Raw genomic sequence first — 23,892 nt, 5'->3', positions numbered from 1 at the left:
TGTCCTTCCACGGCGCCCTTCTTTCAAGCGCCGTCCGGAGGGATGCCCCCTCTTTGCCTGAGATTGTCTGGACTTGCTCTCCCCCTCTTCAAAACCTCTCCTACGGACTTTGGATCAATCCTGCCCTTGGGGCGCCCTCCATTATGCTGTGTCTCCGTCCCCGCCGCGGAGTGCGGAGCGCGTGGCCAAACGGCTCGCCTCGGTGCTCCGCTTCTGGGACATGCTCCAGGGCCCTCGCTATGCGTTCTGGCCCGGGAAGAAGTACACGCTGGAAGAGTTCATGGAGGATATCTACCGCAAGACCCTGGAGGCATGGTGCCCCGGAGGCCCTGCCTCGGTCCGCGAGCACATGGCCCTGACGGTGGAGCGCATGGCTCGCGCTACCCGAGAGGACTGCCTGGAGGCCGTGATCCGGGTGATGCCTGTCGTGGTGGAGGCGAACACCGATCTCAAACACCGCGAGGTGCTCCGTGATCCGGACTTCCTGCGCGAGCGCCTCTCCGTGCTTCCCCTGGAGAAGTTCGAGTCCATCTCCAGCGCCGACAAATACGCGGTGAACGGGCAGTTATACGCCTGGGACAGGGAGTTGGGGCGTCATTAGCCTCGGCCGAGCTGTTGCACCTGCCCTCTTGGGTGTCCGTGAAGTCCAGGATGGCGTCATTGCCCAGCGCGCACATGGGCTCGGTCCGCTGGTTTCCTCGGGTGCTCGTTCAAGGCATCATCTTCTTTCGATGCCCGCCAGCCGAGATAAACGGAAGATGCCCGATAGGGAGGCCCTTGTATCGGTTCCTCTCCTGACTCGTTCCAGGAGGCCCTCACGTGGAGTGAAGGTCTGGCCTCTGGTCGTGCTCCTGCTGGCCATGGCCTGCGCCACGGATGACGGGCGACGTGTACGTAGAGGTCTCGCGGGGGACGCATCGCCAGTCGCCTCCTGCGAGGTCATCAACACACCGAGGGTCTTTCTGGATGACGGTCAGGGCCGGCTCTTCGCGTTGCCACTGCTGCCTCGCCGTGCCTCCGTGGAGGTGTCTCAAGCCCACTTCGAACTGGCCATGGCCAGACTGGCGGCCGGATTGTCCACTCCCCTGCGTCCCCTGTTGCCCAGGTTGACGCTCTCCTGGGCACCTCCTCTCTCCAACGGTGAGCAAGCCGCTCTCGTCAGTGAGTACCAGAGCTGGTGCACCCGCCGTCCCGGTGACTGCCTTTCCTCGCCCGAGGAGGGGCTCTCCCTGGGCCCTGACGAGAAAGTGGACATGGCCCTTTCCTTTGCCGTGGACGGAGTGTGGGCCGGAGCCCATTCCGCTGTTCAGGGCATCCTGGACCCTGCTCAACTTTACAATGCGGTCATCTCTTCACTGACGGCGTATCTCACGCTCCTGGTCCTGCCCGAGCCTGTCTCGAAAGCCATTGTGATCACCCTCACCGCCTGGATGGTGGCGTATCTGGGAATGGATACGGTCAAGAGTCTGCTCGACGGCTGGCGGCAGATGAGGGCCGATGCGCTGCGGGCACGCTCCTTCGCTCAGCTTCGTGCGGCCGGTGAGCGCTTTGGTGCGTTGATAGGTACACAGACGGCGCGCGTGCTCGTGATGCTGACTACCATGGCGCTCGGTTCCACCAGTCACGCCGCCATGATGCGTCCGCCGGGACCGGGCTTGCCTGCCCTCGCCGAATTGGAAGCTGGAGCCAGCTTCCTGGTTCTCCTCCGGGCACGGGCGATAGCGCTCTCCGAGGCTGGTATCATCGCGTCCTTCGCCCCCAATGCTCTGGCCACGGTGTCCACGGGTGATGGCGGTGGCTCTCGCTACGACGAAGAGGCTTCCCAGGCTGCAGTTCCTCGCGAGAACAAGCACCGGATCCAATCCGTGGAGTCCTGGCGCAAGCCCCGGTTCACCGAAGATGGAAGGATTGTGCCCTACAAGGGGTCGAGGAGTCCTCCAGAGCCCATCACCAACCTGGGCCGCAATCGCGCTGGGCAGTCCGTCACCGACGGGCAGCGGACCATCCGCTTCGACGAGAATGGCTTCCCCGAGTTCAAGACGAAGTTCGAGACCCTTCTGGACGACATCCACATCGGCAGTCGCTCGCGGCCGGGGCACTACAGAGCCGCGAACCAGAAGCTTCTCCAGGCAATCGAGGAGGATCCTTCTCTGGCACGGGAGCTTGGTCTTTCCCGGAGCAGCATCGAGGGCCTTGGGACTTCCGTCCGGGCGCCCGATGGCTACGCATGGCATCACCACCAAGACGTTGGAAGGATGCAACTCGTGCCGGATGGAGACCACTTGCTGGCCAATTCCCATACAGGAGGGATGGCCATCTGGGGGGGAGGCCGTTGACCATGGAGATTCGCTGGAAGCCCTATCTCCGAGACGAGCCTCATCCCATTGACGTCGGTAGGCTCATGCCTGTCGAGCAGGCATGGGGGGTGAGGCTGCCTGAAACCTACAAACAGCTCGTCTGCCGTTACCAGGGTATGGCCCCCGAGCCTTGTGTCTTCGACGTCGGTGGAGCCGAGGATGTCTTCAACGACCTCCTGACCATCACTCCCATCGAGGGGCGGGAGTCGTACTCGGTCATGCGAGTCCACGAGGTGCTCGGGCCCCATCTGCCGCCAGGAATCTTCCCCTTTGGGAGAACCCCCGGCGGCGAGTACCTGTGCTTCGATTTCAGGACTGCTCCTGACTCGCCCAGGGTCGTCCTCGTGACCAGCGAACTGTCCATTCTCTCCGTCGCGAACAGCTTCCAGGCGTTCCTGGAGGGGCTTCATGACGGATGAGAACCGTTGCAGGTCGCCTTACCGGCCGAACTGCTGCAACTCTCCCGACGGAGCCACCTTCACGCCCTGGGACGCCGAGTGCGCCAGGGCGAGCATGGCCCGTGCGACGGTGCGGGCCTCGATGGGACGGCTCGCCAGCGGGCGCAGCAGAGGCGCGAGCATCCGCGAGGCAACGATGGACGCGCGCTCTACTGGACGGCTCTCGGCGCGATCCCCGAGCAGCAGCGAGGGTTGGAGGATGACGAGGGACTCGAAGCCCATTCCCTTGAGGTGTTCCTCCGTCTCGCCCTTCACGCGGTTGTAGAAGACGCGCGAGCGCGCATCCGCGCCGAGCGCCGTCACCACGAGGAAGCGCCGCACACCGGCCTTCTTCGCGGCACTCGCGAAGGCCAGCACGGCGTCATGGTCCACGGCGCGGAAGGCCTCCTGGCCGCCGGCCTTCTTGATGGTGGTGCCCAGGCAGCAGAAGGCGTCCTGTGCGGCGGGCAGGGTCTCCTCCCCGAGCCGGGCGAAGTCCACCGTGTGCTGGACGAGCTTCGGATTCTGCCGGGGCAGCGGCCGGCGGCCCAGGGAGTGCACTTCCCGGTACCGCGGGTCCTCGAGCAGCGCGTCGAGGAGGAGTCCTCCGACGAGCCCGCTCGCGCCAGCCACGAGCGCGGTGCGTGTTTGCGTGTCCATGCGCGGATGCTCAGCACAACCCGCGCGTGGGCGCCAGGGGCACGCCGGGCTATTGCTGGATGGCGCGCGGTGGCTGGGAGAAGTCATTGGCGAGGAAGGCGGCCACCAGGGGCAGCGGCGGCGGATTTTTGCTGAGCGCCAGTCCGCACACGTCGAGGGAGTCGGCCACGGAGAGGCCCCCGGCGCTCCGGTAGCGCCGACTGTCGCACCCCGCCGCGAACTGGTTGCACCAAGGCCACACCCATCGTGTCTTCCCGGGCTTCCACGGGCCCGCCGGGGTCTCGCTGCTGCCCGGTGCCTGGGAAACGTCCCGTGCCGGTGGACATATCGGAGGGGAGGGAAGGGGGGCCCGGGTGGGCTCAGTTGACGGCCGGGCTCTCTCCGGAGGCCCACTTCATCTGGGACACCTTGACCACGCCCTGGCAGCGGGCACACACCTGCCCCTTGTCGTCGTACATCCGGGCGGAGGCGAAGAGGGTGGAGGTGCCGAAGCTGTCGATGGTGGCCTCGGCGCGGATGGCGGTGCCCCGGAGGGGCCGCTCGAAGCTGACGGACAGCTGCACGGTGGCGCAGCGGCGGGTGGGGTCCACCAGGGCGGGGGTGCAGCCGATGGCGTAGTCGAACATGGCGGAGATGATGCCGCCGTTGATGGCATGGGTGCCCAGGCCTCCGAGGTGCTCGGCACGGACCTCGGGCAGGGTGACGACCACCTTGTCACCCCGCGGAAAGCTCAGCCGTAGACCGAGCAGGCGCATGGTCTGACTCTGACTGAACTGTTCGGCGTAGCGATCCAGCTGCTCCTGGGTGGGACGGGCATCGGCGTCGGACATGGGCGCGACTCTACTGGTAGAACGTCGTCCATGCCTCGCCTGCCGCGTCTGCTCGTCCTTGTCCTGCTGGCTGTCTGGGGATGCTCGGAGTCGCGGGGCTGTGCGACGTCCGAGCCCGAGCCCGTCCAGGCCCAGGTGGCCCCGGATGCCGGGACGCCGGAGGCCTCCACTCCGGGTGTGGCTCCTCCCCCGCTGGAAGCACGCTACGCGAAGAAGTGGCTGGTCATCGTCCACTCCTCGTCCACGCCCGGGGAGGGGAGTGGGGTGCTGCAAGCGCTGAAGGCGACGGGGCTGGTCGCGGAGCCCCTGCGGCTGTCCACCAACGCCTTCAAGGAGCTGCGCCCGTGCCTGGAGGTGCTGGTGGCGAAGGTGTTCGACACCCGGGCGGAGGCGGAGGGCTTCCGCGAGCAACTCTCCCAGGCGCGAGTGGTGGCCTACGTGAAGAACGCCGGGCCGCTGGAGCCCGAGCGGGAGCGCAAGGACCTCACCTGCCTGGTCGAGTCCGAGGCCCAAGCGGCCCGGGCCGAGGCGCTGACCCGGCGGACGGTGCCGCGCTTCGTGGAGTCGCATGCCGGGCGCACCTTCATGCTGCTGGGCGAGGCGAGGACGAGCATCGTGCTCGAGCCGGTGGACGTGCGCCGGAGCGTGTGGATGGCCGCTGTCGAGGAGGACCCCATGGGCCTCTTCGTGAAGGGGGAGACGGTGGACGTCTACGGCGCGGCCGGGCTGCTCCAGGCGGGGTGCGCGGTGAAGGGCTTCGCGTGGATCAACCGGGGCGTGCCGCACGCCGGCTACTTCCAGCAGGAGCCGCCTCCCGAGGCACCGGGCTGTGGACGGCCCTGGGCCTTCGCCGAGCTGGACTGCGCGGTGGCTCCGGACGCGGTGGCGTTCGCGCTGCCCGCGGGAACGAAGGCGCCGGTGTTCTTCGCGGCCGGTGAGGGGCCACCCTCGGAGGTGCTGGCGGCCGAGGAGCAGGCGCTCCGGCGCTCCGAGCGTTTCGCCGCGCTGCGCTCCGAGGGCTCCCTCCAGGCGGAGCTGGTGCAGGAGCGGCTGAGCGAGGAGGTGAAGTCCTTCCGCTATGCCTCCGGGAGCACGTCCGCCGTCTTCACGGTGGCGCGCTTCCGCACGGGCGAGGGCAACACGATGTGTGGGGGGGACTACAACCGGCAGGTGACGCGGGCCGTGGTGCTGGAGCCGGGCGGCGGAGGGGCGCGGGCGCTGACGGCGAAGGCGCTGGCGGGCGAGGACGTGGTGGGCGTCCTGGACCTGGAGGGGGACGGGAAGGTGGAGCTGCTGGTGCAGGAGTCCTGGCCCGCGCAGGCGGTGCGGCTGCTGCACGAGGACGGCTCCGAGCTGGCCGGCGCCGTGGTGGAGAACTGCGACTGCGGGTGCTGAGGGCCCTCGGGAAGACTCCCTCGGAGGACGGGCGGGCGAGCCCCTGCGTGGAACGTCCTTCCAGATGGACGGAAACTCGTTAGAAGCAAGGTTTGCCTCTAGAAAAGCACCTTGCCTTGAACGCCGACGAACTCCTCAAAGACCTGAACGATCCCCAGAAGGAAGCAGTCCTGCATGGGGATGGCCCGCTCCTCGTGCTGTCGGGGGCGGGCAGTGGCAAGACGCGCGTCATCACCCGCCGGGTGGCCCACCTGGTCGAGGTGCGCGACGTCTACCCCTGGCGCATCCTGGCCGTCACCTTCACCAACAAGGCCGCCCGCGAGATGCGGGAGCGCCTCGTCCACCTGCTCGGGGGCCGGGCGAACGATCTGGTGGTGAGCACCTTCCACTCCTCGGCGTCCATGATTCTGCGCCGGGTGCTGAGGGATCCCCTGGTGGCGGCGGACAAGTCGCTGGAGACGGTGGTGGGGGGACTCACGCCCTCGTTCGTCATCTACGACGATGGCGATCAGCTCCAGCTCGTCAAGCGCGCCATCCGCGAGGCCCGCGTGGACCCCATCATGCAGCCGCGGGAGATCCTCCACCGCATCGACCAGGAGAAGAACTCGGGCCGCCTCCCGGAGGACATGGAGGTGGAGCTGGAAGACCTGCGTGGGCAGGTGGTGAAGAAGACCTACCCCGTCTACCAGCGGCTGCTGCGCGCGGCGAACGCGGTGGACTTCGGCGATCTGCTGTTGCTGCTGGTGGCGCTCTTCCGCAAGCGCCCGGACGTGGCGGAGCAGTACCGGCGGCGCTTCCAGCACATCCTGGTGGACGAGTTCCAGGACACCAACCCGGTGCAGGCCGAGCTGCTGCGGCTGCTGGCGCCCCCGGAGCGGCGGCCCAACCTGGTGGTGGTGGGCGATGACGACCAGTCCATCTACCGCTGGCGCGGGGCGAGCGTGGACAACATCATCGGCTTCCCGGAGTCATACGCGGGCGCGCGGGTGGTGAAGCTGGAGCAGAACTACCGCTCGGACCAGAACATCCTGGACGCGGCGCACGCGGTCATCGCGCGCAACACGCGGCGCATGCCGAAGAAGCTGTGGAGCGACCGGCCCAAGGGCGAGAACCTGGTGCTGCTGATGAACCGGGACGAGCGCGCCGAGGCCCAGGACGTGGCGCGCCGCATCCACGAGCTGCAGCGCGAGGGCTTCATCAAGTACTCGGGGATGGCGGTCTTCTACCGCACCAACGCGCAGAGCCGCGTGCTGGAAGAGGCGCTGCGGCTGGCGCGGGTGCCGTACACGCTGGTGAGCGGACGGAGCTTCTACGATCGGGCCGAGGTGCGGGACGCGGCGGCCTACTTGAGGCTGATGGTGAATCCGCGCTCGGACGCGGACCTGCTGCGCATCATCAACACGCCGGCGCGAGGCATTGGCGACACGACGGTGGAGCGGCTGCAGGACTGGGCGAACCAGGCGGGGGTGAGCCTGTACGAGGCCACGGCGGCGCCCGAGCGGATTCCGGGGCTCAACACGGCGGCGGTGAAGCGGCTGACGGGGTTCCACGCGGTGGTGTCCTCGCTGCATGCGTGCGCGCAGGAAGCGAAGGACGCGGCGAGCGCGGTGGACCAGATGTTGAAGGAGTCGCGGTTGGTGGAGTCGCTCGTCACGGAGGGCAGTGACGAGTCGCTGACGCGGGCGGAGAACCTGCGCGAGTTCCTGGGCGCGGCGCAGGAGTTCGACCTGAACCGTGCGGCGGCGGCGGTGGCGGCGGCCACGGACGCGAAGCAGCCGGAGCCGGAGGAGGAGGGGCTGGACTCCTCGCCGCTGACGGCGGACGTGCCGGCGCTGAACGCGTTCCTGGAGCAGATCAGCCTGGTGGGCGAGGCGGACGCGGACGTGGGAGAGGGCCGGGTGGCGTTGATGACGCTGCACGCGGCGAAGGGGCTCGAGTTCGACGCGGTGTTCATCACGGGGATGGAGGACGGAGTCTTTCCGCACTCGCGCTCGCTGGCGGCGGATGACCCGGACGGGGAGGAGATGGCCGAGGAGCGGCGGCTCTGCTACGTGGGCTTCACGCGCGCGCGGAAGCGGCTGTTCGTGAGCCTGGCGCAGTGCCGCTCGTTGTTCGGCGAGCTGCGCTACAACCCGCCCTCGCGCTTCCTGCGGGAGGTGCCGCAGTCGCTCTTCGGCTTCGCGGAGCAGGAGCTGGAGACACCCGCGCCGAAGTCCTCGCCGATGATGACGCGCAAGCGGAACTGGGCGGAGGAGGACGATGGACCGCGGATCGACCGGACCTACTCGCAGGCGTCGGACATGGACGGCGTGGGCGGGGACGTGCGCGGGATGCGGGTGCGCCACGAGCAGTTCGGCATGGGGAAGATCATCTCGGCGGACGGCAGCGGACCCAACGCGAAGGTGACGGTGGACTTCGGTGGCTCGGTGGGCCTGAAGCGAGTCATCGCCCGCTTCTTGCTGCCGGGGTGACGCTTATACTGCGCCCATGTCCGCGTGCCCGTGCTGCCTGGAGGTCCTGACGCCCGCCCTGCTGGGCCTGGGGGGCCGGCGGCTCGCGGGCCGCTGCGGGCTCTGTGGGGACGAGGTGTGCCAGCACTGCCTGCGCTCGGGCTCTTGTGCCAGCTGCCTGTGGGATGCGCTCGCGGCTCGCGGCGGGACGCCGTCCTTCCCCGAACCTCCGGGCCGGCGCAGGCGGGCGGCGCAGGCGGCCTGCACGCACCCTCAGGCGGTCCGGTGGATGCGGTGCTGCCCCTCCTGCGGCCTGGAGCTGGAATGGGAGGCCGAGCACGGCAACCCCCTGTGCGACGCGTGCGGAGCGCCCTCGCACGAGGCCTTCAACGCCTGCTGGGCCTGCGGCGAGTCCTTCGAGGAGGAGAACGAAGCCCGGGACTCCGCCGAGGGCTATGCGCTCGACTTCGACTGCCGCTCCCGCAGGTGCGAGGGCAAGGTGGCCTGGCTGATGCCGTACTGCCCCTGGTGTGCCACGGCGCAGCGCTGGCGGCCCTCCCCCGAGGAGGGGGCGCCCGTGTGCGTGGGGTGTGAGGCGAAGCTCGAGCCCACCTGGGCCTTCTGCACCGCGTGCGGCGAGGAGGCTCCGCTGCCCGAGGAGTGCTTCTCGTGCGCGGCCTCGCTCGATCAGGTCGACTGCGCCGCGCGCTGCGAGCACTGCCGCCGGATGGTGTGTGGCGACTGCTTCGGCGACTACTCGGTGAAGGGTGCCAGCCCGGCTGCCCGTGAGCTGTTGCTGTGCACGGCGTGCGCGGAGGAGCTCGGGGCCAGCCCGCTCGTGGAGGAAGAAGCCCCCGAGGCCGAAGCGCCCGAAGCGCCCGAGCCGCCCGCCGCCGCGAGGCCCGCCCCCAGCAGCCCCTGGGAGGTGCTCGGCGTGGCTCCGGGCACGCCCCTGGCCGAGGTGAAGCGGGTCTACCTGGCCCTCATCACCCAGTACCACCCGGACAAGGTGGCGCAGCTGGGGCCGAAGCTCCAGGCGCTGGCCGCGGAGGAGACGCGCAAGCTCAATCAAGCGTGGAGCGAGCTGCGCCAGCGCGGAGACCGGGGGTCCGCGTAGGGCCCTGGCTACCCGTGCCGCTCGCGGTACTCGCCCACGGTGGTGCCCGTCCAACGCCGGAACGCGCGCACGAAGCTGGCCCGCTCGTTGTAGCCGAGCAGGAACGCCAGCTCCCCGACGCTGCGGTGCGCCGCCGAGGAGAGCGCCAGCTCCTTGCGCACGTGCTCGACGAGCTCGCGGAAGGAGCTCCCGTGCTCCACCAGGCGCCGTTGGAGTGTCCTCGGGCTCAGCCCCAGGGCACACGCCACCCGCGGCAGCAGGGATTGCGAGTGCGTCAGGTTCTCGCGGATCCGCGCCGACACCGTGGCCAGGAAGTCCGGCGCTTCTTCCGAGGCGCTCGCCATGAGCCGGTGCGCGTGCCCGTCCAGCACCTGGAGCAGCTCCGGGTTGAACGTCATCTGCGGCAGGGCCATCTGCTCGGCGCGAACCACCAGGGTGTTCTCTCCCGCGTCGAAGCGCAGCAGCGTCCTGCCAAAGTAGTCCTGGAGCCTGCTCACGTCCGCCGGGCGCGGGTGCGCGAAGCTCACCTCGAGCGGCTCGAGGTGCACCCCGGTGAACTCCCGCGCATGCCGGAGGATGGCGGCCGTGACGAAGTCGTTGCCGTGCTGCCCCAGGCCGAGCGGCTCGCCCTCTATCCACTGGCGCAGCGCGAACGCATCCCCGCGCTGCTCCAGCCGGGCCTCCAGCTCCTCGCTGAGCAGCCGCAGGTAGCGCACGAATCGCGCCGCGGCCTCCTCCAGGTTGGGCGCCGAGGCGGCACTCATCTCGAAGACGCCCAGGTAGCCGCGCGGCAGCCGGGTGGCCAGGTGGAATCCGAGCGCCGGGTCCCGCGCGGCCTCCGCGCAGGCCGCGAGGAACTCCCGGTACCTCGGCAGGGGCATGGTCCACTCGTGCTCCGTCATCACGCCGCGCGGCAGCTCGAAGTCCCGCAGCAGCGCCTCCACCCCACCGCCCGCCTGCACGACCCTCAGCAACGCGGCACGTACGAGCGAGGAGCGATGTCTCCGCTCTCGACGCATTCCCATCGTGTCCCTCTGTGACCGCGAGGCTACCACCCGGCTCTGTCGCGAAATGACACGCCCTGGCGTGAAGTGACACCTCCTCCCCGGGAATCCCCGCATCGTATGACTTCCGGGTCTCGACACGGGACCGCTCCCGCGGTCCACGAAAGGAGCCTCACATGAAGATGGGTCTGCGAATCCTGGGTGCCACGGCCTTGCTGAGCGCGGGTTGCGCCGCGGAGGACATGCCGGCGGAGCTGGCCCGGCGGAGCGCTCCACTCACCTATGCGTCGACGGCCACGGAGTGCCCCAACTCCGTCTATGGCCCCATCACCGTGACCGTCCACCACAACGGCGCGTACACCCGCGGGGCGGGCGTCTGCGAGCTCTTCGATGGGAACTTCAGCGTCAGCGAGTTCGCGCTCATCGCCGAGAACAGCACGGCGCGCCTGAAGATCGACCTCCAGTTCCCCGGCAAGCGGACGCTCTCCGGGGTGCGCACCCAGGTGGGGGGATACTCGGACCTGCCGGCGGCCTACTCCTACCGGGTGGGCGCGTTCTGCGACCAGGAGGCCGTCGATTTCCCGCAGTACCTCAGCTACACGGACAAGAATGTGTCCCTGGGCTTCCCCGCGCCGTGCACCACGGACCGCATCAGCATCGGGTTCTCGCGGGATCACGCCGATGGGATGGAGCACATCACCGAGATCCAGCCCGTCTTCCTGGACGGCACCGCACCGGTCTCGGGCGACCCCATCGCCCTGCTGGAGCATGAGGCCGTGCAGCGCTGCGCGCCCTCGGAGCGGCTGAGCGCGGCGGACATCCTGTCGTCCAGCGGCGCGATCATCGGCCGGATCCAGCTCTGGCGCGCCCTGTGCCAGCAGCCGGCGACGAACCAGAGCGTGTCTGTCTATTACGCGCGCAGCAGCACCACGGTGGGCGCGCCGGTGGACATGGATGTCATGAGCGCCTACGTCCAGCTCACGGGCAGCACGGGCAGCCCGTACAAGACGGGCCCGAGCATCGTCACCCTCCAGAACCCGCCGAGCAGCATCCTCAAGAGCAACGTGTGGGTGCACACCCCGGATCAGACCGCGGTGAAGGTGGCCGCGTGCGCCCGCTTCTACCCGAGCAACGCCGCCCTGGAGACCGCCCCGAGTGCCTCCGGCTGCACGGCGAGCTACGTGCTGCCGTAGCCTCCCGGCGATGTCTTCACCTGGGCCTGGTGTGGAGGCAGGCGCCGGGCGTTTTCGGGCTGATCAGGTCCCCGAAAGCCAGGAGGCTCATGGCGGGGGAGGCGCGTCCGCCTCGGGCGGGTGACGTCCCAACTCCTCCCCCGCGGGGGCACAGGGCAGCCTCACGGTGAAGCGCGTCTCGCCGGGTTGGCTCTCCACCTGGATGGTGCCTCCGTGCAACTCCACGATCTGCCGCGAGATGTACAACCCGAGACCGAGGCCTGTGTATTGTTGATCGGAGACCGCGCGCTCGAAGCGGTCGAACACCCTGGGCAGCCGCGCGGGAGGGATTCCGATGCCATGGTCCACCACCTCCAGCACCGCCCAGTCCCCATCGCGGTGGACGGAGATGTCGATCGGCAGCCCCGCCCCATACTTGATGGCGTTGTCCAGCAGGTTGGTGACGACCTGCTCGAGCCGCATGCCGTCCCAGGAGCCCGTCAGATTCGCGCCGGCGCTGAGCCGCAGCTGGCTCCCGCTTCGCAGGGCCTCCGGCTCCAGCCGCTCCGAGACCTCGCGCACCAGCTCGCCCAGGTCCGTCTCCGTCCTTTCGATCCGGAACCGCCCCCCGGTGATGCGCGCCATGTCCATCAGCTCTGAAATCAACCGGGCAAGCCGCTGCACCCCAGCGCGCCCGCCCTGGATGGTGGCGAGCAGCCGCTCGGGAGGCGCCCCCGAGCGGGCCATGGACTCGAGCATCTGCAGCCGCAACGAGAGGCCATTGAGGGGCGACTTCAGCTCGTGCGAGGCGATGGACATGAACTCCTCGCGCGCCCGGACCGAGTCCTGTGATGCGCGGTAGAGGCGCGCGTTGTCCAGCGCCACGGACGCCTGCGCCGCGAGGCCTTCCACCCATTGCACGTGCTCCGGCCGGAAGTGCCCGGGCCTGGTGTGCGCGAACAGCAGTGCGCCCATGGTCTCCCCATTGCGCCCGCGCACCGGGACGCCCAGACAGCTGACCACGGGCCATGCACCCTTCCAGCCATTCCCTTTCCCGCCGAGCAAGGGCTCCGCCCGGAGATCCTCCTCGCGCACGCGCTCGCCCTGGAAGATCCGCTCCACCCACGGCATCACCACGGCCGACGTGAGCGCGGCGGCGGCTTCACGGGGAACGGCCGCCAGCGCCTCCACGCCTCGTGCATCCGGACACTGTCTCACCAGGTAGGCGCCCGCCTCCGCCCGGGTGAGCAGGGTGCCCTCCTCGGTCATCCGCTGAAGGATGGTCTGCGTGTCGAGCCGGGAGGCAAGCACCAGGCCCACGCGGGCGAGGCCTTCCGCGGCGGCCCGCTGCCGTTGCGCGAACTCCAGCGCCCTGGCCTCGGAAAACGAGAGGCCCGAACAGACGAAGGTGATGAAGACACCTCCCACGAGCACCAGGACGGGAAGCCAGCCGAGCCAGCCCTCGGGGTACGAAGGGGAGAGGCCGCGGACCACCACCGTCCACGTGCGCCCGGCCACCCTGAGCTCCTGGACCTCGGTGAAGCCGCGAGCTCCGAGCCCGGGAGTGGACGAGCGCTCATCGAAGAGAAGGTTCCGCTCCTGCGGCGCCCCATCGTAGATCGCCACCGCCACCTTCGGGTCATCCGCCTCGAGGTCGAAGGCCTCACCGAAGAGACTCTCGAAGAGATCCTGGGCGCGAAAGGCGCTGTAGATGAAGCCGCTCAGCTTCTGGCGCCGCTCCTCGACCGTCGCGGGCGTGATCCCTCCCTCATAGACCGGTACGTAGATGAGGAAGCCCGGCTGACGAGGCCCTTCGATCTCCTGCACCAGGCTCACCCTGCCGGACATCGCGGCTTGTCCGGTGTCACGCGCGCGCTCCATGGCGGCCCGGCGTGTGGGCTCGGAGAACATGTCGTAGCCCAGCGCGGCACGATTCCGGACGTTCATCGGTTCGAGGAAGAAGATGGTGTGGTACTCGTCTCGCGGACCGGCGGGCCAGATGTGGAAGTCCTCGATTCCACCGCGGCGGGCCAGCTCCTCCACGTGCGCGACCTGCCCCGGAGGCACCCGGAGCGAGTAGCCAATCCCCTGAATCCCCGGGTCCGCCTGGCCCAGGAGCTGGGTGACGACCCCTCGAAAGGTCTCCCGGCTGATGTTGCTCACCCCGGAAATCAGCCCTTCGCCGGAGTCGAGGAGATGGATGAAGGAGTCCATGCGCATGGCGATGCGGATGCGCGCGGCTTTCGCCTGATTGTGGAATTGATTGAGCTCCTGCCTGTGGAGGAGCCACAGGGTGGCCATCGCGGCCACGAGGGTCGCGGCGAGCGAGAGGCCGAGGACGATCCACGGTACCCGGAAGTAGCGCGGGCGGGACATACAAGGAGATGCATCCAGGGAGTTCCGCTGGCAATGGGATTGCCCCGGCGTCTTGGACTGGCGGTCAGGGACTCCCCCGTTGCGGCCCACCGGCAAGCGTTCGAGCGCGGTGCCAACACGCTGGTCCTTGGGAAGGCCTCGCTGGCCCCACCCGGGGGATGGGTCTCGAGGTGGGCCTCCCGGAAGCCGGGAAGGGGGAACGGGCCATGGCTCTACGACGGACGTCGTCCCGTAGCCCTGAGTGCGCGGGAGTCGAGTCCCTGCCTGCGGAGGGTGTGCATCATTTCCCCGCTCGCCGGCTCAGTGAGCAGTGGCGTCTCCAGCCTCCCCGTGGAGCCGTGAGTCAATCCAGGAACCGGCGCTCCCAGCGGCGCGTGTCCTCCATGCTCTGGACGGCATGGAGCTTCGGCTCATGGTAGAGCCAGGGTTCCAGCACGCGCGCCAGTTCGCGGTAGGCGGGCAGGACATTTCCCTGCTCGGTGTCGCCCGCCTCGGGCCAGGGGCCCAGGGAGACAACGGCCCTATCCCCCTCCAACTCCTGGACGGTGGTTTCCGGATGGCGCAACCGGGCGCGCAGCCTGGATACGCCGCCCAATTCTCCCAGCACGGGCTGCCCGAGGAAGGTCAGCCAGGAAGGACCCCGCACCTGGGTTCCGATGTGTAACGAGACCCAACTCATGTCGGGAACATCCATGCCCGGGTAGTGGAAGCGCAGCTTGGGAGTGTCTCCCTGCATCTGTTCCAGCCTGGTCGCGCTGTTGAAGGAGAGCCCTGTGTAGCCAGTGCAAAAGGGCAGGGGCGCGGCCATCTCCATCGCGAGTTCGCGTATCCGCTCAGGGCCATGCTCCTCGAGGTATTCGGTAGGTAGCCAGAAGGAGACAGCGGAGACCGCGCCCGGTTTGCTCTCGAGGGACGGACTCTCCAGGAGCCTGCCGCGATAGATGAACCGATAGCTCTGCTGGTCGTTCCCCGCCCCCGAAAGGTCAACCATGGCCATGCGAGGGTGTTGCAGGGTGCCATGGATGAGTGCCCAGCCCGCATCATCAAGCGATTGGTGGTCACCTTCCTCGTCCGCGTACATCGAGAGCGCGGAGGGGCCAACCGCACGAAGGTACGTCTCGAGCGAACGACGAACACCTTGCGAGATTTCCGCGTGGGAATGGCGCATGAAGAACGTCACGGCCAGGCCATCCCTGATCAGCAGGTACCCGCTCTCGGTATGAATTCGTATCCGAGGGTAGCTCTCAGCCACGGACAACTCCAAGCCGGGGAAGGATTCGAGCGACGAGACGGGCGATGAAATTCTGGTACATCTCCCCCTGGCTGAACCCCGCGAACGGATGTCCATCGGGGTATTGATGCCACTCAGGTACCGATTCGGAGTTCACACAGGGAAACTTGAAGTCATAGACGGCGAGTGCATGGAGTGGGTCGCCCTCGTGGATGACCACATCGGGCTTCAGCGTCCCTTTCAACTCTCCGCCATTGCCGGATTCTTCGAGCGCTTGCTCTTCTTCGGCGCTGACCAGTTCCTTCTCTCCTGTCTCCATGTCAGGGCGGTAGCGCTGTTCCAGGCTGAATCTTCCTGGCCGCATCTTGCCCAGAGCCTCTTCGGCACAGCTCCGGGCGACTTCATGCATTTCGATGCCGAGCCGCATGGCCCAGGTGACGCGCCTGCCTTGGGCCTTTGTTTCTTGCTTGCACTCGCTAGCGTCCGGCGCGGGGCCCTTGAATTGCTTCGGATACCGGAGGAGCACTTCGGAGCGAGCCAGGTCGGCGCACTTCTTCAACTCCTCCTCAATGGAATTCCTTGTCGTCTCGTCGATCACCACCTTCAGCACAGCCGTGGTGGAGGCCATCTCCTTGCCGTAAAGCGCGATGCAGGCGGAGAGACTGTTGCGACAGGTGGCCGAAGGGGAGTCGATGCCCACGGGCGTGTTGCTGTAGCCGTAGGCGCCCGGTCTGCCGCTGGACGCGGTGGTGACACACGCGCACTGCGCAACGAGCACGGCCAGGGCCAACACGTTCAGGACAACGGGACGGGTGAGCACGCGGCACCTCGCAGTTCGAATGGCGGCCTCTATCGCGGCTCAGTGGTAGACGTCTACCAGTGATGTGGGGCGAAATGCTACATCACTGGTAGACGTCTACCACCGAAGTCCACTCCAGGCCGTTTCCCTCCGCCGAGAGGAGGCCGTGTCTCACGGCTTCGGCGGCTGGAGCCGCCACGAGAGCACCCGCCCGTCCTGTCCCAGCACGAAGAGCTGATCCCCGAGCACCACGGGCCGCGTCAGCAGCGGCGTATCCAGCCGCAAGGTGAACACGGGAGGCCCCTCGCGAGGCTTGATCGCGAGCAACCAGCCCTGGCTGTCGCGAGTGGGCACCAGCACCCACTCGCGGAACTCGATCACCTGCGTCACGAGGGGCGCGGGCAGGGCCAGCCGGATGGACTCGCGCCCGTCCTGGGGCGACAGGGCCAGCAGCAGCTTGTCCTCCGTGCCCACCCAGACCTGACCCTGGGCCCAGGCCGGGGGACTCGAGAGCGCGGAGGCGGGCGTCTGCCGCCAGCGCACCTGTCCATTGGCCAGCCCGAGCGCGAGCACCTCGCCCTTCCGGGTGGAGACGTACAGCACCTCTCCCTGGGCCTCCATTCCGAGCACCCGGGCCAGTGGCTGGCGCCAGCGCACGGTGCCGTCCTGGGGTGACAGCGCGAACAGCCCCGCGTCCCCGAGCACCACCACCACCAGCCCCCCGGCGAGCACGGGCGCGGGCTGGGGCCGGGTGGCATCGGTGCGGGGGACACCCGACGGCAGGAGCCGGCGCCAGCGCACCTCGCCCGAGTCCACGGCGAGTGCTCGCACCGACCCATCCGGGGCCACGACGTAGACGGAGCCGGAGTCCGCGACGAGCGGCGTGAGCACGGGTGGCTGCCCGGTGAGGCGCCAGCGCTCCGAGCCATCGGCGAGCGCGAGGCTGACGAGAGTCCCGCCAACCGTTCCCACGATGACACTTTCCCCCGCCACCGCCGGACGCGCCGCCACCTCCCGGCCCAGCTCCGCGCGCCAGAGGGCCGTCCCCTGGCGGTCCAACCGGAGGAACCGGCCGGCCTCGTTGCCCACCAGGACACCGTCCTCCAGGGACACCAGCCCCGCACGGGACGGCGCATCAGAGGAGAAGGTGAAGAGCTTGCCGGTGGGCTGCCGGCAGGCAGCCATGAGCGCCGCCATGGCGAGCAGTAAGAGGAGGCGCTGATGGCGGAGTGGCGGCATGGTTGAGGGAGGATCTTCAGGACCCTAGGATGGTTGGCAAGGAAGGAACCCGACATGGCTTCGATTCGCGACGACGAGCTCCCCAGCTCGACTGGTATTCCCTCATCCGCCCGCCGGGCCGACTGGGCCCCGCCCCCGGCCATTCCCGTCACCCTGGAGCTGCTCCACGCGCTCCCCAAGACGGACCTGCACTGCCACCTCGACGGCTCCATGCGTCTCAAGACGATCCTCGAGCTGGCCGAGCAGCAGAAGGTCAAGCTGCCCGCGGACACCGAGGACGGCCTGGCCAAGGCCATCCACATGGGCGAGGTGTGCAAGAACCTCGAGGACTACCTCGTGGCCTTCGACGTGACGCTCTCGGTGCTGCAGACGGCCGAGGCCCTCTACCGCTCGGCCTATGAGCTGGCGGTGGACGCGGCGGCCGAGAACGTGCGCTACCTCGAGGTGCGCTACTCCCCGGCCCTGCACCTGCAGAAGGGCCTGAAGATGACCACCGTCATCGACTCGGTGCTCGAGGGCCTCCGGGTGGCCAAGCGCGAGACGGGCATCAAATACGGCGTCATCATCTGCGGCATCCGCCACATCAACCCGCAGACGTCCATGCGGCTGGCGGAGCTGTCGGTGGCCTACAAGAACCGGGGCGTCATCGGCTTCGACCTGGCGGGCGCCGAGGCGAACTTCCCGGCCAAGGATCACAAGGACGCCTTCCAGCTCATCCTCAAGAACAACGTCAACTGCACGGCGCACGCGGGCGAGGCCTTCGGGCCCGAGTCCATCTCCCAGGCCATCCACTACCTGGGCGCGCACCGCATCGGCCACGGCACGCGGCTGCGCGAGGATGGAGACCTGCTCAACTACGTGAATGATCACCGCATCCCCCTGGAGGTGTGCCCCACCTCCAACGTGCAGACGGGCGCGGTGCCCAGCCTGGATGCGCACCCGCTCAAGTTCTACTTCGACTACGGCCTGCGCGTGACGATCAACACCGACAACCGCCTCATCACCGACACCACGGTGACGAAGGAGCTGTGGGTGGCGCACAAGGAGCTGGGGCTGTCGCTGGAGGACCTGACCACCATCCTCGTGTCCGGCTTCAAGAGCGCCTTCCTGCCGTTCCGCGAGAAGCAGGATCTGCTGCGCCAGGTGAACCAGGAGATCGCCCAGACGCTGGCGGCCTTCGAGAAGCGGCCGCACGCGGTGAAGCAGCCGGCCTGAGCCGGGAGGGACGCCATGGACCTGGGGGCCGGGTACGTGACGGGCACGGCCCTCAACGTGGATGGGGGGCTGTCTCCGGCGGTGTAGCGGACGCCTCGTCCTCCAACAGCGGGAGGGTGAAGTGGAACGTGGAGCCGTGGCCCACCTCGCTCTCCACCCAGATGCGGCCGCCGTGGCGCTCGACGATGTCGCGGCAGATGTAGAGGCCGAGCCCCAGCCCTCCGAAGCCGGAGATGGGGGCGTTGCGTGCCCGGAAGAAGCGCTCGAAGAGGTGATCCTTCTGGTCCGGGGGGATGCCGATGCCCGAGTCCGACACCGAGACGCGGGCCTGCGCCCCGTCCCGCTCCACGCGCACGCGGATGGTGCCGCCCGTGGGGCTGTACTTGAGGGCATTCTCCAGCAGATTCACCAGCACCTGCGCGAGCCGGCCGCGGTCGCCCTGGATGAGGAGCGGCCCGGCGGGCTCCTCGTATTCGAGCAGGCGGTGGGGGCTGACCGAGCGCAGGTCCGCCAGCACCTCCTGGGTGAGCGCCCCGAGGGACACGGGCTCGTGCCGCAGCTCCAACCGTCCGGCCTGGATGCGCGAGGTGTCCAGCAAGTCGTTGATGAGCCCGGAGAGCCGCGCCACCTGGGCGAGCGCCTTGTCCACGTGCTGGGCCGGGACGGGCTGTCCGGAGGCCATCCGGTGCTTCAGCACCTGCAGGTGCAGCTTGAGGGGGGTGAGCGGCGTCTTCAGCTCGTGCGAGGCGATGGACAGGAAGTCGTCCCTCACGCGGACGGCCTCGCGGGCCTCGCGCAGCAGCCGCTCGCTCTCCGCCTGGGCGCGGCGCTCCACCGTCACGTCCCGGTATGTCCAGACGCGGCCGATGATGGTGTCTCCCAGCCGCTGGGGGCGCGAGTAGCGCTCGAGGACGCGCCCGTCCCGGAGCCGCAGCACGTCGACGCCTTCTTGCTCCGAGCTCGCCAGCAACTGCTGGGTCCGCTCGTGGACCTGCTCCGCGTTCTCCAGCTGCGAGCGCATGTGCTCGCTCAGCACCCGGCCATCGCGGCAGTCCAGCAGGGCCTCGGGGATGCTCCAGAGCTTCTGGAAGCGCTTGTTGATGGCGGTGACGTACCAGTCCTGTTGGAGGACGATGACGCCGTCCGCGGTCGATTCCAGGGTGGCGCGCAGCAGCGAGACGCTCTGCTCCAGGTCCTCCCGGGCCCGGCGCTGCGCGGTGACGTCCACCATGATGCCCCGGAGCTGGCGGGGGACGCCCTTCTCGGAGACGACGGTGACGATGTCCCGCAGCCACACGCTGCTCCCGTTGGCCGCCACCATCCGGTACTCGAACTCGTGGGCCCTGCACTCCCGGGCGGACTTCATGCAGTAGGCGGAGGCCCAGTCCCGGTCCTCGGGGTGCAGGTGCTTCAACCAGAAGTCCGGCTCCTCCAACCACTGCGGGATGGGGTAGCCCAGGATGCGCTCGGCCTGTTTGCTGACGAAGGTGAAGCGGAAGTTCGCGTCCGTCTCCCAGACGATGCCGTCGATGGCGTCGATGAGCTCCTCGTGCATGCGCTGGGTGCGGGTGATCTCCCGGAACATCTCGTCGAGGCTCGAGGCCGTGGGCTCCGGGGCCTCGGGCTGGAGCGGTGGGGCGAGGAGCCGGACGGTGCCGATGAGCTCCCCGGCCCCATCCGGCGAGGGCTCGACGGCGTTCAGCTCCACGGCCAGGCGGACGGGCCTTCCCTCGGCCGAGACCCCGTGGAGCTCGAGGGCCCGGGGCACTCCCGTCCTGGACACCGCTCCCCAGGCCTCCAGCAGTCCGTGGAGATCCTCCGGGTGCACGAGCTGGGAGACGAAGCCTCGCGACTTCCACGCCTCCAGGGGGTGACCGAGGGCCTGGAGGAGGGCGGGGCTCACCCAGCGGAACCGGGGGGGCAGGCCACCTCCCAGCCAGATCAGCGGGGAGGGATCCGCCACACCGGCCGGCTCCGGGTGCTCCTCACTGCTCTGTGTAGAGGCCATGGCTCTCCTTTCCGTCCCCCGCAAGCGTAGCGCGGGAGCCGGTGGGACATGGCATTCAACACAGGTGGAGCCCCAAGCACCTGGGGCTTCCTCGCTGACCGCCCGGTCAGGCGTGGCGGTCGCGTCCGTCCCTGGTGGCAGCGGACGCTCCGGCGTCCACGGCCGCGGCTGCTGACCCGAGGTCTCGAATCCATTCGCACACGTCCCCCGAGCCCTTCCGGGCGCGGGCCAGATTCCGAGAAGGTCATGCAGCCGAAACTGAACCGGCTCCTGCGGGCACTCGCCCGTGAGGGGCTCGATGTGACGTACGACGGTCGTGTCTACACCGTGCGCCTCCAGGGCGATTCCCACGCGCCGCCCGCCGAGGTGCTCCTCCCACCCGAGCTGCCCGTGGAGGGCAAGGCGTTCCAGCAACTGGCCGCGCTCGCGGCGCTGAAGCACCCCGGGGGGGGCCGGGTGAAGCGTGTGCGCGCCACGCCGGACTTCCACCCGGGTGACTCCGGTGTGGCCATCGGCTCGGTGGTGCACACGGAGGGCCTGGTGGTGCCCGCCGCGGTGGGCACCGACATCAACTGCGGCATGCGCCTGCACGTCGCGGACCTGCCCGTGGAGACCTTCCTCGCCCGCCGGGATGCCTTCGTCGAGCGGATGAAGGGCCACTACTTCTTCGGCACGCGGGACGTGGCGTTGGGCTCGCGCGCGGTGGAGGCGCTGCTGCGCGATGGCCTGCCGGGCTGGCTGCTGGAGACGATGGAGGCGCCACTGGGCGTGGTATCCCGGGCGGACCTGGGGCAGCTCGAGCGGGAGTCGGCGCGGGTGTACCTGGGCGGGGCGCTGGAGGGAGACCCGGCGTGGGCGCCCACGGGGCTGCGCCGGGAGGGCGTGGTTCGCGACCCCGGCCTGGCCACCATTGGCGGGGGCAACCACTTCGTGGAGGTGCAGCGGGTGGAGGCGGTGATGGACCGGGCGCGGGCGTGGGAGTGGGGTGTGCGCGAGGGACAGCTCGCGTTCATGATCCACTCGGGCTCGCGGGACGTGGGCAGGCACGTGGGGAACACGTGGCGGGAGCGGACGCGGGCGGCGTGGCCGGTGGGGGCGCCCCTGCCGGAGAGTGGGATTCTGCCGTTGGTGGAGCCGGAGCAGGTGCGCGAGTACCTGCGGGCCGAGGCGACGGCGGCCAACTACGCCTTCCTCAACCGGCTGCTGCTGGCGGAGCTGCTGAGGCAGACGCTGCGGGAGCTGTTCGGGGACGTGGAGGCGCCGCTCGTGTACGACGTGCCGCACAACCTCACCCTGCCGTGGGAGGGCGGGTGGCTGGCGCGCAAGGGGGCGTGCCCGGCGGAGGAGGGGCAGCCGGTCATCATCCCCGGCTCCATGGGGGCGGCGTCCTACCTGATGGTGGGGCAGGGCCACGCGGAGGCGCTGGCGTCGGCGTCGCATGGGGCGGGGCGGGCGCGCTCGCGCTTCTCCATGGCGCGGGGCGAAGCGGACCGGCGGGAGGAGGCCCTGGGCCTCACGGGGGTGGACTGCATCACCCTCCGGGCCGAGCGCCGCATCGAGGAGGCACCGGCGGCCTACAAGCCCATTGGCCCGGTGGTGGCCTCGCAGGTGGAGGCGGGCATCGTCCGGGAGGTGGCGCGGATGGCCCCGCTGATGACTTTCAAGGCCTGAGAATCCCCTGGGCTTCACCGGGGGGAGCGTCAATTCCCTGGCGCTCCCCCCCGCCACCGGGTGGAATCGGCGGGCGCGCGGGCCTGTCGGCCCACGGAAGCATGACCCCCGAGATGGGGAGGGGAAACACACACATGGACCACATTCCGGACAACCCGCCGGCGGCGGCGGGGCCTGGGCCCGACAAGGCGCTGCGGGACGCCGTGAACATCCCGGGCTACCTGCTGATGGCGACGGGGGCCCTGGTCGTCCTCTTCTGGCTCATCAGCCTGCTGACGTCGGTCCTCGGAGGAGGGAGCCCTGTCCAGCTGACGGAGTTGCCGCCCGAGTTCTACAGCGACCCGAACCTGGCGCCGTACCGGGCGTTTCTCGAGCGGTTGATGGCCGCCCAGGCCCAGGGCCCGAGCGTGGGGGAGATCCTCTACAGCCTGCTGGGAGTGGGGCTCGGGGGGCTCATCGCCTTCGGCGGCCTGCAGATGACGAAGTTCCGGATGTACGGCGTGGCGCTCGCCGCCTCCATCGTCGCCATGGTGCCGTGCTTCTCGTGCTGCTGCTGCGCCATCGGCGTGCCGGTGGGCATCTGGGCCCTGGTGGTGCTGAGCCGGCCGGAGGTGAAGGCCGCCTTCCGCTGAGGCGGCCTTCCCGGGGGCCGAGCGGGGGGCTCAGGCCACCTTCATGCCCTTGGGGATGACCACCACGCCGCCGGAGGTGACGTGGAAGCGGCGGCGATCCTCCTCCAGGTCGTACCCGATGGTCATCCCCGGGGGGATTTCGACGTTCTTGTCGATGATGGCGCGGCGGATGCGGCAGCGCCGGCCGATGGTGACGTTCTCGAAGAGGATGGAGTCCTGCACCTCGGAGAACGAGTTGACGCGCACCTTGGGGGAGAGCACCGAGCGGTTCACGTGGCCGCCGGAGATGATGCACCCCTCGCTCACGAGCGAGTCGGTGGAGTGGCCCACGCGGTTGTTCTCCCGGTCGGCGAAGACGAACTTGGCCGGGGGGAAGTTGTTGGGCTGGGTGTAGATGGGCCAGCGGTCGTTGTAGAGGTTGAAGACGGGGTTCACCTCCACCAGGTCCATGTTGGACTGGTAGTAGGTGTCGATGTTGCCCACGTCCCGCCAGTAGCCGCGCTCCTTCTCCTCCTGGCCGGAGATGACGTTCTGGGCGAAGTCGTACACGTAGACCGGCTCGCGCTTGTACAGCTCGCTGATGATGGACTTGCCGAAGTCATGGGCGCTGCCCTCGCTGGCGGCGTCGCGCACCACCTCCTTCACCAGCAGGTCGGTGGAGAAGAGGTAGTTGCCCATGGAGGCCAGGCAGTACCTGGGATTGCCGGGCATGGGCGGGGGGTTCTTGGGCTTCTCCACGAAGCCCTTCATCCGTCCGTCCGGGCCCACGTCGATGATGCCGAACTCCTTGCCCTCCTCGATGGGGACGGGGATGGCGGCCACCGTGCAGGCGGCCTTGCGCTGCACGTGGAAGTCCAGCATCTGCTGGCAATCCATCCGGTAGACGTGGTCGGCGCCGAAGACGAAGATGTAGTCCGGCTCCTCGTCGGTGATGATGTTGAGGTTCTGGTAGATGGCGTCGACGCTGCCCTTGTACCAGTCCATGCCGGTCCGCATCTGGGCGGGCACGGCTTCCACGTAGTGTCCGAGGAAGGCCGACATCCTCCAGGCCCGGGACAGGTGCTTGTTGAGCGAGTCGCTCTTGTACTGGGTGAGCACCTTCATCCGGTAGATGCCGGAGTTGGCGAAGTTGGACAGCACGAAGTCGATGATGCGGTAGCGCCCGCCGAAGGGCACCGCGGGCTTGGCGCGTTCACGGGTGAGGGGCTCGAGCCGGGTTCCGGCGCCCCCTGCGAGGATCATTGCCAGCAGTTTGGCCATATGACCGGGCACGTTACCCCCGGTTTCGGGCCCTTCAAG

19 protein-coding genes are annotated in these 23,892 nt (G+C 68.8%); 10 read left to right on the top strand and 9 right to left on the bottom strand.

Going from position 1 to position 23,892, the window contains the following annotated elements; translation table 11 throughout:
* Positions 1–181: 181 nt before the first annotated feature.
* From AC16DP_RS35700 to AC16DP_RS35690, 3 genes are all read left to right on the top strand, one after another.
* The gene (locus AC16DP_RS35700) at positions 182–601 is read left to right on the top strand and encodes a hypothetical protein (protein ID WP_329734879.1); all 420 of its coding nucleotides are present in this window, start codon (positions 182–184) and stop codon (positions 599–601) included.
* 223 nt (positions 602–824) lie between these two features.
* Positions 825–2,336: a SitA5 family polymorphic toxin gene (gene sitA5, locus AC16DP_RS35695; RefSeq protein ID WP_329734878.1), complete on the top strand. Its 1,512-nt coding sequence runs from the start codon at positions 825–827 to the stop codon at positions 2,334–2,336.
* Positions 2,337–2,338: 2 nt separating this feature from the next.
* On the top strand, positions 2,339–2,776 hold the full coding sequence (locus tag AC16DP_RS35690; RefSeq protein ID WP_329734877.1) for an SMI1/KNR4 family protein: 438 nt from the start codon (positions 2,339–2,341) through the stop codon (positions 2,774–2,776).
* A gap of 18 nt (positions 2,777–2,794) precedes the next feature.
* Here AC16DP_RS35690 and AC16DP_RS35685 read toward each other — a convergent pair whose 3' ends face one another.
* On the bottom strand, positions 2,795–3,454 hold the full coding sequence (locus AC16DP_RS35685; protein ID WP_329734876.1) for an oxidoreductase: 660 nt from the start codon (positions 3,452–3,454) through the stop codon (positions 2,795–2,797).
* Positions 3,455–3,813: 359 nt separating this feature from the next.
* Positions 3,814–4,284, bottom strand: coding sequence for a PaaI family thioesterase (locus AC16DP_RS35680; protein WP_329734875.1), 471 nt, complete (start codon positions 4,282–4,284; stop codon positions 3,814–3,816).
* 30 nt (positions 4,285–4,314) lie between these two features.
* Here AC16DP_RS35680 and AC16DP_RS35675 point away from each other — a divergent pair, with 30 nt between their 5' ends.
* The 3 genes from AC16DP_RS35675 to AC16DP_RS35665 all read left to right on the top strand — a co-directional run bounded on the left by AC16DP_RS35675 (position 4,315) and on the right by AC16DP_RS35665 (position 9,246).
* A complete protein-coding gene (locus AC16DP_RS35675; protein ID WP_329734874.1) occupies positions 4,315–5,679 on the top strand; it encodes a hypothetical protein in 1,365 nt (454 codons plus the stop codon).
* A gap of 116 nt (positions 5,680–5,795) precedes the next feature.
* Positions 5,796–8,150, top strand: a complete 2,355-nt coding sequence (locus AC16DP_RS35670) for an ATP-dependent helicase (protein ID WP_329734873.1) — start codon at positions 5,796–5,798, stop codon at positions 8,148–8,150.
* A 16-nt stretch (positions 8,151–8,166) separates the two neighbouring features.
* Positions 8,167–9,246, top strand: coding sequence for a J domain-containing protein (locus AC16DP_RS35665; RefSeq protein ID WP_329734872.1), 1,080 nt, complete (start codon positions 8,167–8,169; stop codon positions 9,244–9,246).
* A gap of 8 nt (positions 9,247–9,254) precedes the next feature.
* Here the strand turns inward: AC16DP_RS35665 and AC16DP_RS35660 are convergent, their stop codons facing one another.
* Complete coding sequence (locus AC16DP_RS35660) at positions 9,255–10,271, bottom strand: AraC family transcriptional regulator (protein ID WP_329734871.1); 1,017 nt, start codon at positions 10,269–10,271, stop codon at positions 9,255–9,257.
* A gap of 155 nt (positions 10,272–10,426) precedes the next feature.
* On the opposite strand from AC16DP_RS35660, the gene AC16DP_RS35655 reads away from it, so the two are divergent.
* Positions 10,427–11,443 carry a hypothetical protein gene (locus AC16DP_RS35655; protein ID WP_329734870.1) on the top strand — a complete coding sequence of 339 codons (1,017 nt, stop codon included), beginning with the start codon at positions 10,427–10,429 and terminating at the stop codon, positions 11,441–11,443.
* Between the two features lie 87 nt (positions 11,444–11,530).
* Here AC16DP_RS35655 and AC16DP_RS35650 read toward each other — a convergent pair whose 3' ends face one another.
* The 4 genes from AC16DP_RS35650 to AC16DP_RS35635 form a co-directional block, all read right to left on the bottom strand.
* The gene (locus AC16DP_RS35650) at positions 11,531–13,798 is read right to left on the bottom strand and encodes a CHASE domain-containing sensor histidine kinase (protein WP_329734869.1); all 2,268 of its coding nucleotides are present in this window, start codon (positions 13,796–13,798) and stop codon (positions 11,531–11,533) included.
* 343 nt (positions 13,799–14,141) lie between these two features.
* Complete coding sequence (locus AC16DP_RS35645) at positions 14,142–15,050, bottom strand: DUF3396 domain-containing protein (RefSeq protein ID WP_329734868.1); 909 nt, start codon at positions 15,048–15,050, stop codon at positions 14,142–14,144.
* Positions 15,043–15,849, bottom strand: a complete 807-nt coding sequence (locus AC16DP_RS35640) for a hypothetical protein (RefSeq protein ID WP_329734867.1) — start codon at positions 15,847–15,849, stop codon at positions 15,043–15,045. The genes AC16DP_RS35645 and AC16DP_RS35640 overlap by 8 nt, the downstream gene beginning before the upstream one ends.
* A 150-nt stretch (positions 15,850–15,999) precedes the next feature.
* On the bottom strand, positions 16,000–17,067 hold the full coding sequence (locus AC16DP_RS35635; RefSeq protein ID WP_483956939.1) for an outer membrane protein assembly factor BamB family protein: 1,068 nt from the start codon (positions 17,065–17,067) through the stop codon (positions 16,000–16,002).
* A gap of 54 nt (positions 17,068–17,121) precedes the next feature.
* Between AC16DP_RS35635 and add the strand changes: the two genes are divergently transcribed.
* Entirely contained in the window at positions 17,122–18,282 is a 1,161-nt protein-coding gene (gene add, locus AC16DP_RS35630) for an adenosine deaminase (protein WP_329734865.1), read from the top strand.
* A 52-nt stretch (positions 18,283–18,334) separates the two neighbouring features.
* Here the strand turns inward: add and AC16DP_RS35625 are convergent, their stop codons facing one another.
* A complete protein-coding gene (locus AC16DP_RS35625) occupies positions 18,335–20,290 on the bottom strand; it encodes a PAS domain-containing sensor histidine kinase (protein ID WP_329734864.1) in 1,956 nt (651 codons plus the stop codon).
* A 246-nt stretch (positions 20,291–20,536) separates the two neighbouring features.
* On the opposite strand from AC16DP_RS35625, the gene AC16DP_RS35620 reads away from it, so the two are divergent.
* Both AC16DP_RS35620 and AC16DP_RS35615 read left to right on the top strand, forming a co-directional pair.
* Positions 20,537–21,961, top strand: coding sequence for an RtcB family protein (locus tag AC16DP_RS35620; protein WP_329734863.1), 1,425 nt, complete (start codon positions 20,537–20,539; stop codon positions 21,959–21,961).
* A gap of 134 nt (positions 21,962–22,095) precedes the next feature.
* Positions 22,096–22,593, top strand: a complete 498-nt coding sequence (locus AC16DP_RS35615; RefSeq protein ID WP_329734862.1) for a hypothetical protein — start codon at positions 22,096–22,098, stop codon at positions 22,591–22,593.
* Between the two features lie 30 nt (positions 22,594–22,623).
* Here AC16DP_RS35615 and glgC read toward each other — a convergent pair whose 3' ends face one another.
* Positions 22,624–23,853: a glucose-1-phosphate adenylyltransferase gene (glgC, locus tag AC16DP_RS35610; protein ID WP_329734861.1), complete on the bottom strand. Its 1,230-nt coding sequence runs from the start codon at positions 23,851–23,853 to the stop codon at positions 22,624–22,626.
* Positions 23,854–23,892 lie beyond the last annotated feature (39 nt).

It is taken from the genome of Archangium sp. (assembly GCF_057119385.1).
Note: the sequence above shows the minus strand (reverse complement) of the source record. Positions and strands in the feature narration are given on the sequence as shown.